Origin of the sequence: Embleya sp. NPDC020630 (assembly GCF_044334985.1) — a bacterium.
Taxonomy (GTDB): domain Bacteria; phylum Actinomycetota; class Actinomycetes; order Streptomycetales; family Streptomycetaceae; genus Embleya.
Window position 1 is genome coordinate 79,594 of sequence record NZ_JBIRUB010000015.1, and the last position, 17,010, is coordinate 96,603.

The 17,010-nt window shown below is 71.1% G+C and carries 11 protein-coding genes; 10 read left to right on the forward strand and 1 reads right to left on the reverse strand.

Features of this window, described 5'->3' with window-relative positions; all coding sequences use genetic code 11:
- Positions 1-278: 278 nt before the first annotated feature.
- On the reverse strand, positions 279-1,484 hold the full coding sequence (locus ACH4XV_RS35990; protein WP_395796678.1) for a trypsin-like serine peptidase: 1,206 nt from the start codon (positions 1,482-1,484) through the stop codon (positions 279-281).
- A gap of 142 nt (positions 1,485-1,626) precedes the next feature.
- Between ACH4XV_RS35990 and ACH4XV_RS35995 the strand changes: the two genes are divergently transcribed.
- The 10 genes from ACH4XV_RS35995 (at position 1,627) to ACH4XV_RS36040 (ending at position 16,998) form a co-directional block, all read left to right on the forward strand.
- Positions 1,627-2,163, forward strand: a complete 537-nt coding sequence (locus tag ACH4XV_RS35995) for a TetR/AcrR family transcriptional regulator (RefSeq protein WP_395796680.1) — start codon at positions 1,627-1,629, stop codon at positions 2,161-2,163.
- 189 nt (positions 2,164-2,352) lie between these two features.
- The gene (locus tag ACH4XV_RS36000; RefSeq protein ID WP_395796682.1) at positions 2,353-2,925 is read left to right on the forward strand and encodes a flavin reductase family protein; all 573 of its coding nucleotides are present in this window, start codon (positions 2,353-2,355) and stop codon (positions 2,923-2,925) included.
- Between the two features lie 16 nt (positions 2,926-2,941).
- Positions 2,942-3,928, forward strand: coding sequence for a LuxR C-terminal-related transcriptional regulator (locus tag ACH4XV_RS36005; protein WP_395796684.1), 987 nt, complete (start codon positions 2,942-2,944; stop codon positions 3,926-3,928).
- Between the two features lie 547 nt (positions 3,929-4,475).
- Positions 4,476-5,336 (forward strand): 3-hydroxyacyl-CoA dehydrogenase family protein, encoded by an 861-nt coding sequence (locus ACH4XV_RS36010; protein WP_395796686.1) that lies wholly within the window; start codon positions 4,476-4,478, stop codon positions 5,334-5,336.
- Entirely contained in the window at positions 5,336-6,007 is a 672-nt protein-coding gene (locus ACH4XV_RS36015) for an O-methyltransferase (RefSeq protein WP_395796688.1), read from the forward strand. The genes ACH4XV_RS36010 and ACH4XV_RS36015 overlap by 1 nt, the downstream gene beginning before the upstream one ends.
- A 15-nt stretch (positions 6,008-6,022) precedes the next feature.
- Positions 6,023-6,322, forward strand: a complete 300-nt coding sequence (locus tag ACH4XV_RS36020) for an acyl carrier protein (protein WP_395796689.1) — start codon at positions 6,023-6,025, stop codon at positions 6,320-6,322.
- A complete protein-coding gene (locus tag ACH4XV_RS36025; RefSeq protein ID WP_395796691.1) occupies positions 6,315-7,415 on the forward strand; it encodes an acyl-CoA dehydrogenase family protein in 1,101 nt (366 codons plus the stop codon). The genes ACH4XV_RS36020 and ACH4XV_RS36025 overlap by 8 nt, the downstream gene beginning before the upstream one ends.
- A 25-nt stretch (positions 7,416-7,440) precedes the next feature.
- Positions 7,441-8,532 carry an HAD-IIIC family phosphatase gene (locus ACH4XV_RS36030; RefSeq protein ID WP_395796693.1) on the forward strand — a complete coding sequence of 364 codons (1,092 nt, stop codon included), beginning with the start codon at positions 7,441-7,443 and terminating at the stop codon, positions 8,530-8,532.
- A 125-nt stretch (positions 8,533-8,657) separates the two neighbouring features.
- Positions 8,658-10,646 (forward strand): BTAD domain-containing putative transcriptional regulator, encoded by a 1,989-nt coding sequence (locus ACH4XV_RS36035; RefSeq protein ID WP_395796695.1) that lies wholly within the window; start codon positions 8,658-8,660, stop codon positions 10,644-10,646.
- A 7-nt stretch (positions 10,647-10,653) separates the two neighbouring features.
- Positions 10,654-16,998, forward strand: coding sequence for an SDR family NAD(P)-dependent oxidoreductase (locus ACH4XV_RS36040; protein ID WP_395796697.1), 6,345 nt, complete (start codon positions 10,654-10,656; stop codon positions 16,996-16,998).
- Positions 16,999-17,010: the final 12 nt, after the last annotated feature.

Consider the following 17,010-nt stretch of genomic DNA (forward strand, 5'->3'; position numbering starts at 1 on the left):
CGGTTGCGGGACTTGTTGCCCTGTCCACCCTCGGCGGCCTTGCCGGCACCGCCCTCGGGGTGGCCGCGACCTGCGGCTACGCCTGGTCGCGGTACTGGCCCGCGGTCGTTTCGCCGGGCTCGGTCGGGGCCGGTTTCGGCGGCGCGATCGTGGTCGGCATGGCCGCCGGTGTGTACCCGTCGATCCGGGCCAGTCGGCCGGCCCCGACGGAAGCCCTGTCCGGTACCTGAAACCGGCGTGCCCCCGGCCGCGTGGCCGGGGGCACGCCGGTGTGCGGGTCAGACGGTCGCGTTCCGTGCGACGTTGTACATCGCCTGGGTCAGGTCACCGAAGCCGTTGGACATCAGGTACGGCCCGTAGGCCCAGTTCGGGGTGCCGCCGTGCACGATCGCCCAGGCCGCGTCCCACCAGGGGGAGGTGCCGGTGGGGTCGGTGAACCGCGAGGTGACCGCGATCTGGGTGCCGGTACCGGTGGCAGGGTCGAAGTTCATCAGCCACGGGCCGCCGCTGGAGCCGGGTGACATCGCCGAGGCCATGTCGTGGGCGAGGCCGACGGTCGAGTCGGCGATGGTGTCGCCGCGTGCGTACATCAGGGTCCGGCCGTCGAATCCGCGTCGCAGTGAGGGGGCGACGCCGAAGTCGGCGGCGGTGCTGCCGTCGCTGTTCTTCGACCAGTACCAGTTGCGGTTGTTGTCGGTCGGGTAGCCGAACTGATGCAGCGTCAGCGGGTTGGCGGCCACGCCGAACGCGATGTTCTGGCCGCCGGTGATCTGCTGGATCGGGGTGGGGTCGCCGGGGCGTTCGACGGTGGCCATGGCCACGTCGCCGCCGGACCGGAAGGTGCTGTCACCGTCCCAGGTGGGGGTGATCCAGGCACGCGTGACACCCCAGACGCCGTACGGGGCGACATCCGTGCCGGGCGGGGGCGCGGTGGAGTCGTCGGTGCCCGTGAAGCGGGGCACGTTCGCGCCGTTGAAGCCGGGGATGAACACCGCGTTGACCACGACGTCGTCGCCGAGCGCGCCCCGCAGATTGGCCGTCACCTTGAAGCAGTGGCCCGCGGTGACGATGGTGCTCCGGTTGGCGGCGGTGATCACGTTAGCCGAGCACGCGGAGGGCACGTACTGGCTCGGGTCGAAGGAATTGCGGTACACCATCAGCAACTTGCCGGTGGTCCGCGAAACCGTGCCCTGCCCGGCCCACGGCCGGCTGAGGTCGTCCCAGCCGCCCGGCGGCGGGAACGCGTCGGCGCCGTCGGCATTGAGGCCGTACTCGGCGATCCGCGCGAGGTTCCACCAGTTCACCTCGGTCTGCAACATTCCCGCGTGATTGGCCGGGTCGCCGGTGACCAGGCGCGGCAGTTCGACCGGGGCGGTGTCGTCGGCGCGGGCCGTTGCCGGGGCCGCGAACAACGCGGCGGCGGTGATCCCGAGTACACCCACCAATGTGGTGAGCCGGTGGCGTAACGTGCGTCGTAGATCCATGAAGTGCTCCACGTCCTTTCGAACAGGTGGGAAAACCAAGCCCGTTGCTGTCATGACCGGCCGGTCGGTCATAAGGTGGGCGCGACGGGTCCAACTGTCAAGACGACCAGCCGGTTCGGCCGTCGGGAAGTCGAGGTGGGCGATGGCGCGGCCGGCCGGACCGGGACGCGAGGCGCTGTTGCGCGCGGGACTGGAGGTCGCCGACACCTGCGGGCTGTCCAGGATGTCGGTGAACGCCGTGGTGGCCGCGGCGGGCATGGCCAAAGGCAGCTTCTACCAGCACTTCGCGGATCGTCGCGGCTATCTCGTTGCGCTGCACCGCAGATACCACGGCGAGATGGAGGAGCGGGTGCTCGCCACCGTGGCCGGACTCGCGCCCGGACCCGAACGGGTGATCGCCGGCGTGCACGGCTACCTGGACGCCGGGTTGGCCACGACCGGCACCCGCGCACTGCTGGTCCAGGCCCGCACCGACCCCGACCTGTTCGAGGAGACGCGGGCCCGCAACGCCCGCACCCGCGAGCTGCTCAGGCCCGAACTCGCCGCGCTGGGCTGGGATCCGCCGGACGCGATGGCCCACCTGCTCGTCGCGATGGTCTTCGACATCAGCCTCGAGGAATTGTTCGCCGGTCGCCGCGACGACCTGCGCGAAGCATTGTTGGCACTGGTCCTGCGCTGATTTCGGCCGCGCCGATCGGCCGCGGGCGCATCACGATTCGGCGTTTGCCGCGAGGCGAAAAACCTCCGGGGGCCGGCAGGCAACTGCGCCCGGGGCCAAAGCCGGCCGGAGGTCTTGGTGGCTCGTGCCAACGCCGCTTTCGGGCCGCTCATTATGCTTTCGAGGTGTGGCCAATCGAGGAGTTCGGTGATGGTTGTCCCGTTCGACATGACGGAATTCCGACGCACACTCGGACAACTGCCGACCGGTGTCACGGTGATCACCACCACCGGGCCGTTCGGCGGTCCCGTCGGCATGGCGTGCAATTCCTTCGCTTCGGTGTCGTTGACGCCCCCGCTGGTGATGTTCTGCGTGGGCAACGAGTCGTCGACACTGATCGACCTCCGACGCAGTGGCACGTTCTGCGTCAACGTCCTCGGCAGCGACCAGGGACGGTTGTGCCGGCAGTTCTCGGTCAAGGACATCGATCGGTTCGCCGATGTGCGCTGGACCGAGGCGCCGGCCGGCCCGGAACTGTCGGACGCGCTCGCCTGGTTGGCGTGCACGATCGACGTCGAGCATGCCGCCGGTGATCACGTGATCATCGTCGGCAGGGTGAACGCACTACGGGCGAACCGCGACGAGCCCGCGCCGTTGGTGTTCCACCGGGGCAGGTTCGGGTCGTTCCATGAGACGGTGGAACCGCTTGCGGCAACCGGGGTCCCGCCCCGGTCGGGGGCCGGTACCAACGGTCGGACCCCGTCGTCCGTACGGAATACATAGTTCACATGGAGTGCCCTTGTTTCCCGAACCGGATGCCGGATTGTTCGAAGTCTACGAATGGAGCCTGAGCCGGGAGGGATTCGCGGTCGACGATGTCGCCCACGCATTCGGCCTCACGGACCCCGACGCGAGCGAGGCGATCGTCGCCACGCTCCTGGGGCTCCAGCTCATTCGACCGTCCCACGACCGGGACGCCTGGTTCGTTCCCGCGGATCCGAGCATCGCATCCGCGAACCTCCTGACCAGGAGCGAACTGGAACTGCTGGAACGGAAACAGGCGACGGGGCAGTTGCGCAACGACCTGGCGCGGCTCTCGCTGTTGTTCCGGTCGAGCAAGTTCGGCAGCCAGTACACGAATTCCTTCGACATCGTACAAGTACCCGAGACGATCGGGCTGTTGTTGTCCGAGTCGGCGGCGAACAGTTCCGACGAAATCGTCTGCATGCAACCCCGGAGCGAGTGGCCGGCCGAGAACCTGGTCGAGGCCCGGGCCCGGGACTTCCACCGGCCCGACACGGGCGTGCCCATGCGCGTCCTGTACCAGCACGCCGCCCGATTCGACACACCGACCCGCGAACACGCGGGAAGACTGGTCGAATCCGGCGTGGAGGTACGCACGGCCGGGGCGCTGTTCGGCACGATGTTCATCTTCGACCGCACCGCCGCGTACATCCTGGCGAACGGCGAGGACGGCGGCGCCCTGGTGGTCCAGGAACGTTCGCTGATCGACTTCCTGTACTCGTGTTTCGAGCATGTCTGGGCGACAGCCAAGGAGTTCGACACCGGGCGTGCGGAAACCGACCTGATCAGCAACGACATGAAGAAGGAGATCGTCAGGATGTTGATCTCCGGTGCCAAGGACGAGGCCATCGCCCGACGCCTCGGTGTGTCGGTGCGCACGTGTCGCAAACACATCGGTCAGGTCATGCAGATGTTCGGTGCGACGAGCCGCTTCCAGTTCGGCTACCTGGTGAAGGAGGCCAACCTCGCGGAGGACGTATAGCCCCCGACCTGCGTGTTCGCACCACGAGTGGGCTTCGTCGAGCGGCGGCGGGAGAGCTTCATCAAGTGGAAGTGCAGCTTGATGAGCGGGTCGCGGGCTGGAGTCCGCCGGCCCTCCGGCACAGACTTGTAAGCCGTGAGAACAATGCGATCGCGCAGATTCTCGTGGAACCACCAGGGGGCGATATTCCGAGCTCCGGTGGCGCGGTGAGCCGCGCCTGACCGGATGTGCACGCACCGGGTCCGGGCAATCGTCCCGGAAACGGATTTCGTAACAGTCATCGCAGAGAACGGCCTTGCAGTCGGCGTCGCGACGATGCGACTCGGTCGACCTGACGATCCATGCCCGTATTCGGCGTGCGCTTTCGCGCGCGCTCCTTCCTTCCCTTTTTCCTTCCGTCTCGACTCCGGAGAACCTTCCTCCGGAAATGCTTCCGCACGCACAACGCACAAGCTGGGGTGATGATGAGCGGGTCTGTCGTTCGTGACATCGGCCGGGGATCGCCCGGGCCTCGCGCCGTCGCGGCACGGTCGGAAGTGGTCGGCCGATGACCGGGAACGGGCGCGCGCCGCAACTCGCGGTGTTCGGCGCCGGCGTGATGGGCATCGGCATCGCCACCCTCGCCGTCGCGCGGGGAGTGGCGGTGACGCTCGTGGACGTGGACCGAGCGCGACTGGACACGGCACGCGCGCGGTTACGCCACGAACTCCGGCTCGCCCGCATGATGGGAGCGCTCTCCCCGGATGCGGCGGTCGGCGAACTGCACCTCGCCGACACGGCGGCGGCGGCCGCGGACGCGACCTGGGTGATCGAGGCGATCACCGAACTCGCCGGGCTCAAGGCCGACGCGCACAAGGAGATCGCCGCCGTGGTCGCGCCCGGCACCCTCCGCGTCACCAACACTTCGTCGATTCCGGTCGACGAACTCGCCGGCCAGGTCCCGTCCCCCGAGGACCTGGTCGGCATCCACTTCATGAATCCGCCGTACCTGATCGGCACCTTGGAGATCGTGCGCGGACCGCGCACCGGTGAGCGGGCGATGTCGTCCGTACGGGACCTGCTGTCCACCCTGGACCGCAAGGGCATCGTGGTCGGCGACGGCCCGGGCTTCGTCACCAGCCGGCTGCTGCACCGCATGATCAACGACGCGGCGAACCTCGTCGAGGAGGGCCGGGCGAGCGTCGAGGACGTCGACGCCCTGATGGAGGGATGCCTCGGACACCCGACCGGACCGCTGCGCACGGCCGACCTGATCGGCATCGACAACCTCGTCGACTCGTTGTGGGTGCTGCACGAGCGCACCGGCGACGAGGGATGCCGCCCCAGCGAACTGCTGCTGCGCAAGGTCGCCGAGGGCGAGCACGGCCGCAAGACCGGGCGTGGTTTCTACCAGTACGGAGCGTCGTGATGGCCGGCCAGGTGGAGTTGGACGAGCGCCTGCTCGCGTACGTGCGCTCGGTGTCGCTGCGTGACGACGACATCCTGCGCGATCTGGTCGCCGAGACCGCGTCCATGCCCATGCTCGACGCCATGGTCACCATGCCCGAGGAGGGCCAACTCCTGGCCCTGCTCGTCGGGTTGACCGGCGCCCACCGGGTCTTGGAGATCGGCACGTTCACCGGCTACGGCACGCTGTGCATGGCCCGGGCGCTGCCGCCCGACGGACGCATCGTCACCTGCGACATCAACGAGCGCTGGACCCGGATCGCCCGGCGCTACTGGGACCGCGCCGGTGTCTCGGACCGGATCGAACTGCGGCTCGGGGACGGCACGCAGACCATGGCGGCCCTGCTCGCCGAGCACGGCCCCGAAACCTACGACCTGGTGTTCGTCGACGCCGACAAGACCGGCTACGCGCGCTACTACGAGGACGCGCTGACCCACCTGCGGCCCGGCGGCCTGATCGTGCTCGACAACACCCTCTACTTCGGCCGGGTCGCAGACCCGGAGGCGGACGACGCGGACACCAGGGCCATCCGCGAACTCAACGCGGCGCTGTACGCCGACGCCCGGGTGGAGCTGTCGATGCTCGTCATGGCGGACGGGATCACGCTCGCCCGCAAGAACAAGGTGCGATGAGAAAGGGACTCTCCCATGACGGACTCGACAACACGCTCGACGGTGGACTCGACCACGGATCTGCCGGTCGCCGCCATCGAGGAGCGCATCGGCGCGTTCCTGACGGCCAAGACCAAGACGACCTGGGAGCGGGAGGTGGACCTGTTCGCCTCGGGCGCGGTGTCCTCGCTCTTCGCGATGGAACTGGTGGTGTTCGTGGAGGGCACCTTCGACATCGAGGTGGAGGGCCCCGACCTCGCGCTGGACAACTTCCGCACCCTGCGCTCGATGAGCGCGCTGGTGATCCGACTGCGCGGCGGGGGCGAGGGTGCCTGACCACCTGAACGCGCTGGTGACCGAGACGGTCGCCGACGCCGCGAGCGGGTGGGACGTGGCGGGCGAGATCCCGATCGCCGTCCTGCGCGCACTCGGCGCCAAGGGCGTGTTGTGCGCCGAGACCGAGCAGCGGTTCGGCGGCCTCGGCCTGTCCTGTACCGACAACGGCGAACTCACCGCGCACACCGGTGCGTTGTGCAGCTCGCTGCGCAGCGTGATGACCTCCCAGGGCATGGCCGCGTGGACGATTCGGCGCTTCGGGGACCGGGCGCAGCGCGAGGAATACCTGGCCCGACTCACCGGCGGCGAACTGGCCGCGGTCGCGTTCAGCGAACCGGCCGCCGGCAGCGACCTGGCCGCGATGGGCACCGGGATCCGGCGCGAGGGTGCCGACATCGTCGTGCACGGCACCAAGACGTGGATCACGGCCGCCGACTACGCCGACTGGATCGTGGTCTTCGGCCGGTACGAGGGCGGCGGCGCGGTCGCCGTGGTGCCGGCGACGGCGCCCGGGGTGCGGGTGACCCGGGTGGCCCACCCGATGGGCTGCCGCGCGGCCGGACACGCCACGGTGGAACTCGACCACGTACGGCTGCCCGCGGAGCACCTGCTCGCCGTGGCCGGCCAGCCGATCGTCATGCTCACCACCATCGCGCTGACCTACGGCCGCCTGTCGGTGGCCTGGGGCTGCGTCGGCATCCTGCGCGCGTGCCTGACGGCGGTCGCCCGACACGCCGCGACCCGCGAGCAGTTCGGCAAACCTCTCCTCCAACACCAACTCGTCGCCCGTCACCTGGCCGAGCTGTACGCCGCGGAACGCACCGCGACGTTCGCCTGCGAGCGGGCGAGCGGCAGCCGCGACGAGGGATCGCCCGAACAGGTGCCCGCGTCGGTCCTGGCCAAGCACGTCGCGGCCGGTCACGCCGCACGCGGCGCGGCCTCCGCGCTCCAGGTGCTCGCCTCCGCGGGGGCGGCGAGCGGACACGTGGTCGAACGTGCCTACCGGGACGCGAAGTTGATGGAAGTCATCGAAGGCAGCAACGAGATCTGCCAGCTGATCCTCGCCGAGCACGCGGCGTCGTCGGCGGGCTGAACCGTCGTACGAAACGGGAGCGGACATGTCCGAAGCACAACCGGTCGTGAAGTGCCTGATCTGGGACCTCGACAACACGCTGTGGCGCGGCACGCTGATCGAGGACGGCCACGTCGAGGTGGACGAGGCCGTCCGCAAGGTCGTGGTGGAACTCGACGCGCGTGGAGTATTGCAGGCCGTCTCCAGCCGCAACGACCACGACGAGGCATGGGCGCGGCTCGAGGAACTGGGCCTGGCCGAATACTTCGTCCTGCCCCAGATCGGCTGGGGTCCGAAGTCGGAGTCGGTGCGCCGGATCGCCGAGCGGCTGAACTTCGCGACCAAGACGATCGCGTTCATCGACGACCTGCCGACCGAGCGCGCCGAGGTCGCCTACCACCTGCCCGACGTGCGGTGCTACCCGGCCGAGCAGGCCGAGGCGCTGCTCGACCTGCCCGAGTTCAGCCCGCCGGTGGTCACCGTCGACGCGCGTCGCCGCCGGATGATGTACCGGGCCGGGTTCGAGCGGGACCGGGAACGGGAGCAATACCGCGGAGCCGACGAGGAGTTCCTGCGCTCGCTCGACCTGGAGATGCGGATCGCCAAGGCCCGGGACGAGGAGATCACCCGGGTCGAGGAACTGACCCTGCGCACCAGCCAGATGAACGCCACCGGCGTGCACTACTCGGACGCGGCGCTGCGCGCGCTGGCCCGTGACGAGGACCACGACGTGCTGGTGGTCTCGATGAGCGACCGCTTCGGGCCGCACGGGGCGGTCGGGGTGATGCTGATCGAGAAGACCCCGCAGACCTGGCACATCAAACTGCTGGCGACCTCCTGCCGAGTGGTCTCCTTCGGCGCGGGCGCGGTACTGCTGCGCTGGCTCACCGACGCCGCCGCCCGGGCCCGGGTGCACCTGGCCGCCGACTTCCGCCGCACCGAGCGCAACCGAATGATGGAAGTCGCCTACCGGTTCGCGGGATTCGCCGACGCGGACTGCACCTGCCTCGCCTCCTTCCCGCCCACCCAGGGCACCGAGGTCCTGCATCTGGAACCGGTCCACCAGGAGCCGCCGACGACCATGCGGGTCACCGCCCCTGACCCGCGGGCCGGCGGCCGGGAAGCGGAATGGGCGTAGGGCGTTGCCTCAAGCCCTGACCGCGTATCGATCCGAAGGCGCGTATCGATCCGACGGATGACGCAAAGCACGAACGATCTACGGGGGATCTCTTGCAGTTCATGGTGCTGGGTCCGTTAAAACTGATGGACGACGAGAAACCGATCGCGCTCGGCGGCGACCGGCGGCGGGCGACACTCGGCCTGCTGCTGCTCAACGCCAACCGCGAGGTGGCGACCAGCAAACTCCTCGAGGGCCTGTGGGACACCGAGGAGACGCCGCCGACCGCACGCAAGATCCTGCAGAACGCGGTGCGCGGCCTGCGGGTGATGTTCGCCGAGCACACGCGCGGCGACACCCGTCCGCCCGCGCTGCTGACCTGTTCGCACGGATACCAGTTGCAGGTCGACCCCGAGCGGGTCGACATGTTCCGATTCCACCGCCTCGCCCAGGCCGGTCGCGCGGAATTGGCCGTCGGCCGTCCCGACGCCGCCGCGGACACCCTGCGCGAGGTGCTGGAACTGTGGCGCGGTCCGGCCCTGGCCGACCTGGTCGAGGCCGGACACTCCTGGACGGAGCTGACCGCACTGCAAAACGCCCGCCTCGACGTGATGGAGGACTACTACGAGGCCGAGTTGGCCAACGGGCACCACCAGGGCGTGCTCGGCGCGTTGGAGACCATGGTCGAGGCCGAGCCGCTGCGCGAGCGGGCGTGTCACCAGCTGATGCTCGCGCTGTACCGCAGCGGCCGTCAGGCAGACGCGCTCGCGGTCTACCGCCGGGCCCGGCTGCGCCTCGCCGAGCAGTTCGGCCTCGAACCCGGCCGGGAACTGCGGATGTTGCAACACGCGATCCTCGTGCACGACCCTTCCCTGGCCGCGCCCGCCGGTCCGGCCCGACCCGTGGTGCTCGCCGCGCCCACGTCGGAGCCGGAACAGCCCGAATACCCGCTCGCCCGCACCGCCTCGGCCGCCGCGCCGCCGGCCGCCGGAGTGCGGAGCCGGGTCAGCGCCGTACTGATCCGCGCCGACTTCGGCACCGGCTCCCGGGTCGCCGACGTCGGCGAGGCACTGGAACGCACCGCGACAACCGTACGCGAGGAGGTCGAACGTTTCGGCGGCGTCGTCGCAGGCTCGACCGGCTCGGTCACCCTGGCCGTGTTCCGCCCCGACACCCGGGACGACGGAGAGGATCGGGTCGCCGAACGGGCCGTGCACGCCGCCATCTCCCTGCGCCGGCGCATCTGCTTCGACGTCCCCGACGGCGAACGACCCGCCCTGCGGGTGGCCGTGTCGACGGGCGAGATCCCGGTGCGGCCCGCCGAACGATTCCTGGAACCGCTGCCGGTCAACGGTGCGTTGCTCGTCGACTGCGAGTCCCTGCTTCAGTTCGCCGAGGACACCGAGATCGTGGTGTGCGACCACACCAGCCGCCTGACCGGCGCGGCGATCCGCTACGGCCGCGAGGGCGGACCGCGCCCACGATGGACCGTCCGGGGATCCTGTCCGGACTCACCGCTCACACCCGAAGCAGTCGATCGTGAACCCGAGTTGGATGTACTGAGCAGCCTGCTCGAACGGGTCCGCCGGCGGGCCCGGCCACACCTGGTGCTGGTCCTCGGCGGACCAGGGATCGGCAAGTCACGGTTGCTCGCGGCGTTCGAGAGACGGGTGCGGAACGCCGCGACGATCCGGCTCGACCCGCACGGCCCGGCGACCACCCCCAATGTGGCCGAACTCGCCGAGTATCGCCCGCTCGTGGTGTTCGCCGACGACCTGCACCTGGCCGACAGCACGGTCCTGAGCGTCGTCGAGGACCTGCTCGACCAGCCGGAGCCGACCCCGCTCTTGGTGGTCGCCGCCGCCTGCCCGGAACTGTTCCGCCGCCGCCCGGGATGGGGCGACGGTCGCCGGCACGCGAGCCGGATGACCCTGGAGCCGATCGCGCCCGAGGCACCCGCCCGGGTGCCGGAGGAGCGCGACGTGCCCAGGCTCTGCCACGTCCCCGGGCGGGTTCGCCCCCGCTCTTTGGTCCGGGGAGCCAGATTCGCCGCCCGGTCCGGGCTTTTGGAACCGGGTTGCCCGCCGCTCTCGCAGGGTTCACTGGCCCCGTTGAGTACTCGGCCGGAGGAGTGACGAGACCATGGAGAACGAGGGCAGGCTACGGAACTACCTCAAGCAGGCCGTCGGCGAACTCCAGGACACCCGCGAACGGTTGCGGGAACTGGAGCAGGCCGCCGCCGAGCCGATCGCCATCGTCGGCATGGCCTGCCGCTTCCCCGGCGGGGTTGAATCACCCGACGGACTTTGGGAGTTGGTTGCCGAAGGGCGGGACGCGATCGACGCGTTCCCGACCGACCGAGGCTGGGATGTCGACGGCCGCTACGACCCCGACCCCGGTGTGCCGGGCAGCTACTACGCACGCGGTGGGGGATTCCTGTACGACGCCGCCGAGTTCGATGCCGACTTCTTCGGGATCTCGCCGCGCGAGGCGTTGGCGATGGACCCACAGCAGCGGCTGCTCCTGGAGACCGCGTGGGAGGCACTGGAGCGCACCGGGACGGACCCGCAGGCATTGCGGGGCAGCGACACCGGGGTGTTCGTCGGACTGATGGGTCACGGCGGACAGCGGTACGGGCTCGGCGCGGAGGAGGCTGGTCAAGGCGGCGACGGGTTCGGCGGGACCGGCAGCGCCGCCAGCGTCGCCTCCGGGCGGATCGCGTACCTGCTCGGCCTGGAGGGTCCGGCGCTGACCGTCGACACGGCGTGCTCGTCGTCGCTGGTGTCGATGCATCTGGCGAGCCGGGCGCTGCGCAAGGGCGAATGCTCGCTGGCACTGGTCGGCGGCGCCTCGGTGATGGCGACGTTGGACACCTTCGTCGACTTCTCCCGGCAGCGCGGGTTGGCGGAGGACGGCCGCTGCAAGGCGTTCGCGGCCACGGCGGACGGTACCGGGTGGTCCGAGGGCGTGGGCATGGTGGTCCTGGCCCGACTGTCCGACGCCCGGCGGCTGGGATACCCCGTGCACGCGGTGATCCGGGGGAGCGCGGTCAACTCCGACGGCGCCTCCAACGGCCTGACCGCGCCGAACGGCCCGTCCCAGCAGCGGGTCATCCGCCAGGCTCTGGCCGACGCGGGCCTGAGCGCCGCCGACGTCGACGTGGTGGACGCGCACGGCACCGGCACCCGACTGGGCGACCCGATCGAGGCACAGGCCCTGCTGGCGACCTACGGCCGGGAACGTCCCGACGACCGGCCGCTGTGGCTGGGCTCGCTGAAATCCAACATCGGCCACACCCAGGCCGCGGCCGGCGTCGGCGGCGTGATCAAGATGGTGCAGGCGCTGCGACACGGCCTGCTGCCCAGGACGCTGCACGTGGACGAGCCGACCCCCGCCGTGGACTGGGCGTCGGGCGCGGTCGAACTGCTGACCGAGGCCCGCGCCTGGCCCGAGACGGGCCGGGCCCGTCGGGCGGCGGTGTCGGCCTTCGGGATCAGCGGAACCAATGCGCACGTGATCATCGAGGAGGCCCCGGCGGAGGCGGAGCCGGAACCGGAGTCGGAATCGGTACCGGAACGGGAACGGGGCTTGGAGCCGGGCCCGGAGCCGGAGTCCGAGCACCCCGTGGTGCCGCTGCTGCTGTCCGCCGCCTCGGCCCCGGCGCTCGCTGCTCGGGCGCGCCGACTGCACGAGTTCACGGCAGCCGACCCGGCCGCCCCCGTGGCCGCCGCCCTGGCCACCCGGGCCCCACGACTGTCACACCGCGCGGCCGTGCTCGGCACCGACCCGGCGGCGGGACTGCGCGCCCTCGCCGAGGGCCGGCCGTCCCCGGACGTCCTCCTCAGCACCGCCCGCCCGCGCGGGAAGACCGTGTTCGTCTTCCCCGGGCAGGGCTCGCAATGGTCCGGCATGGCCCTCGACCTGCACCGTGAATCCCCGGTGTTCCGCGCCCAATTGCACCGCTGCGCCGACGCCCTGGAACCGCACGTCGACTGGCACCTCCTCGACGCGCTCGCCGGACCGCTCGACCGCGTCGACGTGGTGCAACCGGCGCTGTGGGCGGTGATGATCTCGATTGCCGCGCTGTGGGAAAGCCACGGCCTCGCTCCCGACGCGGTACTGGGCCATTCCCAGGGCGAGATCGCCGCCGCGTACGTCGCCGGCGCCCTCTCCCTTGCCGACTCGGCCACCGTCGTCGCCGCCCGCAGCAAGGCCATCGTGCGCCTGGCCGGCACCGGCGGCATGGCCTCCGTGCAACTCCCCGTGGCCGACACCGCGCACCGGATCGAGCGCTATGCCGGCGCGGTGGAGATCGCCGCGGTCAACGGCCCCGGCAGCACGGTCGTCTCGGGCACCCCCGCCGCCCTGACCGACCTCGTCGAGTCCTGCGAGGCCGACGGGGTCCGGGCGCGGCTCATCCCGGTGGACTACGCCTCCCACTCGGCGCACGTCGAGGCCCTGCGGGACGACATCCTCGGCACGCTCGCCGGCATCCGACCCCGCCCGACCGAAGTCCCGTTCCACTCCACGGTCACCAACGAGATCCTGGCCGGCCCGGAACTGGACGCCGAGTACTGGTTCCGCAACCTGCGCCACACCGTCGGCTTCGCAGCCGGCACCCGGGCGCTGCTCGACCGGGGGCACCGGGTGTTCGTCGAGGTCAGCGCACACCCGGTGCTGACCACCGCGATCGGCGAGACGATCGAGGAGGCCGAAACACCCGACACGGTCGTCCTGGAATCACTGCGCCGGGACGAGGGCGGTTCCACGCGCTTCGCCGCCGGACTGGCCAGGGCCTATGTCCACGGCATCGAGGTCGACTGGCGACTGCCGAAGGTCACACTGGAGTTGCCGACCTACCCGTTCCAACGCCGGCGCTACTGGCTCGAAGAGCCCGCGGCGATCGGCGACATCACCGCCCTCGGCCTGCACCGCGCCGACCACCCGTTGCTGGGCGCCGCGCTGCGCACCGCCGACGCGGAGACGCTGGTCCTCACCGGCCGGTTGTCCCGTGCCGCGCAACCGTGGCTGGCCGACCACGGGATCGGCGAATCGGTGCTGCTGCCCGGCGCGGCGATGGTCGAACTCGCCCTCCAGGCCGGCGACCGGGTCGGCCGCGCGCATCTGGCCGAACTGACCATGCAGGCGCCGGTGGTCGTCGACGCCGACCTCGACCTCCAAGTGCTGATCGGCGCGGAGATCGACGCCGGTCGGCCGGTGGCGGTGTACACCAGCCCGAGCGGGCGGGACGAGTGGACCCGGCACGCACAGGGCATGCTGACCGCCGAGGAACCGCCGACACCGGGCGAGTCGACCGCCTGGCCGCCGCCGGGCGCGGTGGCCGTGCCGGTGGACGGCCTGTACGAGGACCTGGCCGAGCGCGGCTACGCCTACGGCCCGGCCTTTCGCGGCGTGCGGGCGGCGTGGCGCGACGGCGAGGTGATCCTCGCCTCGGTCGCGCTGCCGGACGAGCTGGACGTCTCCGGTTTCGGGCTGCACCCCGCCCTGTTGGACGCGTCGCTGCACGCGGCCGGCCTGGCCGAGACCGACGACCTGCGCCTGCCGTTCGGCTGGACCGACGTCCACGTGTACGCCACCGGCGCCCGGACCGTCCGGGTACGCCTGTCCCCGGCCGGGCCGGACGCGATCTCCGTACTCGTCACCGACGAGGCGGGGCAACCGGTCGCATCGGTCGGCAAGTTGTCGCTGCGCGCCGTGGACGCGGGCACGTTCGGTCGGGCCCGGGTGGACACCTCGGCGCTATTCGGCGTCGACCTCGTCCCGATCGACCTTCCCGAACCGCCCACCGAACACTCGTGGTTCACCCTCTCGACGGCCGGCCACGCCCATCCGACCCCGCCGTCCTCCGCGCCGGCCGCGCTGTGGACCTGCCCGACCGGCGAGCCGGAAGACGTCGTCGCCCGGACGTTGGACGTGGTCCGGGGCCGGCTCGCCGACGCGGACCTCGCCGATGTCCCGCTCGTCGTGCTCACCCGGGCGGACGAGCCCGCACACCGCGCGGTGGCCGGCCTGCTGCGCACCGCGCGTAGTGAACACCCGGGCCGACTGCGGCACATCGACGTCGACGACCACCCGCACACCCGGCACGTACTGCCCGCCGCGATGGCCGTCGACCACCCCGAACTGGTGATCCGCGCCGGGATCGGCGCGGTGCCGCGCCTGGTCCGCGCGTCCGCGTCGCCCGCCCTACCCGAACCGAACGATCGGCCGTGGCGGCTGGCCCTGACCTATCGCGGCGATCTCGACGGGCTGTCGCTCGTCGGGTGTCCCGAGGTGCTGCGCCCGTTGGCGGCCGGCGAGGTGCGGGTCGCGCTGCGGGCGGGCGGGCTGAACTTCAAGGCCGTGCTCCTCGAACTGGGCATGGTGGCGCGGGACGAGTGGTCCTCGCTGGGCGAAGGCGCGGGAGTCGTCCTGGAGGTCGGTGCCGACGTCACCGCACTGGCCCCGGGGGACAGGGTGATGGGACTGTTCACCGGCGGTCTGGGTACGGTCAGCATCTCGGATCACCGGCTGGTCGTGCCGATGCCGAAAAACCTGTCGTTCGCGCAGGCCGCCGGGGTCCCGGTGGTGTATCTGACCGCCTACTACGGCCTCGCGGACCTGGCCGGGCTGCGATCCGGCGAATCGCTGCTGCTGCACGCCGCGACCGGCGGGGTGGGCTTCGCGGCCCTGCAACTGGCCCGGCACTGGGGCGCCGAGGTGTTCGGCACCGCGAGCGCCGGCAAACGCGACGTGCTGCACGCGTGGGGCTTCGACGACGACCACCTCGCCGACTCGCGCAGCCTCGGCTACGCCGAGCGGTTCGGCCGGACCACCGGTGGTCGCGGCGTGGATGTCGTGCTCAACGCGTTGGCCCACGAGCACGTCGAGGAGTCGCTGGCCCTGCTGTCGAGTGGCGGACGCTTCGTGGAGATGGGCAAGACCGACATCCGCGACCCCGAGGAGATCGCGAAGACGCATCCCGGGGTGCGCTACCGGGCGTTCGACGTGATGGAGGCCGGCTTCGACCGCCTCGGCGAGATGCTGGAGGCGATCCGCGTCCTGTTCGACGAGGGCGCGCTGCGACCGATGCCGCTGACCACATTCGAGGTACAGCGCGCCCCGGAGGCGTTCCGGTACCTCCGCCAGGCCCGACACGTGGGCAAGATCGTACTGACCGTACCCGCACCGCTCGACCCCGACGGCACGGTGCTGATCACCGGCGGGACGGGCGTGCTCGGCGGGGTGATCGCCCGCCACCTGGTCGCCGAACACGGGGTGCGGCGACTGCTGTTGACGAGCCGCCGCGGCCCGGCCGCGCAGGGCGCGGGTGCGTTGGTCGAGGACCTGCGCGCGGCGGGCGCCGACGTGGACGTGGTGGCGTGCGACGTCACCGACCGCAAGTCCCTTGCCGAGTTGATCGGTTCGACGCATCGACTGACCGGGGTGGTACATGCCGCCGGGGTGCTCTCCGACGGCGTCCTGGAGGCGCTGACTCGCGACGACCTCGACGCCGTCCTGGGGGCCAAGGCCCGCTCGGCATGGGATCTGCACGAGCTGACCCGGGATCACGACCTGTCCCTGTTCGTGTTGTTCTCCTCGGCCGCCGGTGTGCTGGGCAACGCGGGCCAGGGCGGATACGCCGCGGCCAACGCCTTCCTCGACGGCCTCGCGGAACATCGGCGCGGGCTCGGGCTGCCGGGGTTGTCGATCGCGTGGGGCCTGTGGGCCCGGGAAAGCGCGATGACGGGCCACATGAGCGACACCGACCGGGACCGCCTGTCCCGGATGGGGCTGGGCGCGATCACCGACGAGCAGGGCGCGGCCCTGTTCGACGCCGCCCTCGCCCTGCGCCGCCCGGTCGCGGTGGCGGTGCCGATCGACGTGGCCGGCCTGCGCAAGAGCGGTCGACCGTGGCCCGACGTGTTGTCGGCCCTGGACCCGAGCGGCCCGAGCCGGCGCCGCGTGGCCGCCCAGGCGACCGATACCTCGCGTGCGGACCGGCTCCTCGAACTGCCCGAACGCCGACGCCGCCGCGAACTGCTCGAACTGGTAAGGGAGTCCGCGGCCCTCGTGCTCGGGCACGACACGGCCGCCGCGGTCGACGCGGACAGCGCGTTCAAGGAACTCGGGTTCGACTCGCTGACGGCGGTGGAACTGCGCAACCGGCTGGGCAACGGCACGGGCCTGCGCCTGCCCCCGACGGTCGTCTTCGACCACCCGACGCCGGTCGAACTGGCCGGCTTCCTGGACGAACTGCTCGTGCCCGCCGAGGAGACCGGGGTGCGGTCCGTCGTCACGGAACTCGATCGACTCGCCGTGGCGGATCTCGACGACGAGGAACGCGACCTGCTGGCCAAGGGACTCCAGGAGGTGCTGCGCCGACTCGCCGCACCGACCGACGGGGGCGGCGAGGAAAGGGACTTCACCGCCGCCTCCGACGACGAACTCTTCGACTTCATCGACGGCGAACTCGACATCGCGTGAATTCGCGTCCGT

Coding starts and splice junctions, on each gene's coding strand:
- ACH4XV_RS35995 (WP_395796680.1), top strand. CDS start 1,627: ATGGCGCGGCCGGCCGGACCGGGACGCGAGGCGCTGTTGCGCGCGGGA.
- ACH4XV_RS36015 (WP_395796688.1), top strand. CDS start 5,336: ATGGCCGGCCAGGTGGAGTTGGACGAGCGCCTGCTCGCGTACGTGCGC.
- ACH4XV_RS36000 (WP_395796682.1), top strand. CDS start 2,353: ATGGTTGTCCCGTTCGACATGACGGAATTCCGACGCACACTCGGACAA.
- ACH4XV_RS35990 (WP_395796678.1), bottom strand. CDS start 1,484: ATGGATCTACGACGCACGTTACGCCACCGGCTCACCACATTGGTGGGT.
- ACH4XV_RS36040 (WP_395796697.1), top strand. CDS start 10,654: ATGGAGAACGAGGGCAGGCTACGGAACTACCTCAAGCAGGCCGTCGGC.
- ACH4XV_RS36020 (WP_395796689.1), top strand. CDS start 6,023: ATGACGGACTCGACAACACGCTCGACGGTGGACTCGACCACGGATCTG.
- ACH4XV_RS36010 (WP_395796686.1), top strand. CDS start 4,476: ATGACCGGGAACGGGCGCGCGCCGCAACTCGCGGTGTTCGGCGCCGGC.
- ACH4XV_RS36030 (WP_395796693.1), top strand. CDS start 7,441: ATGTCCGAAGCACAACCGGTCGTGAAGTGCCTGATCTGGGACCTCGAC.
- ACH4XV_RS36035 (WP_395796695.1), top strand. CDS start 8,658: ATGGACGACGAGAAACCGATCGCGCTCGGCGGCGACCGGCGGCGGGCG.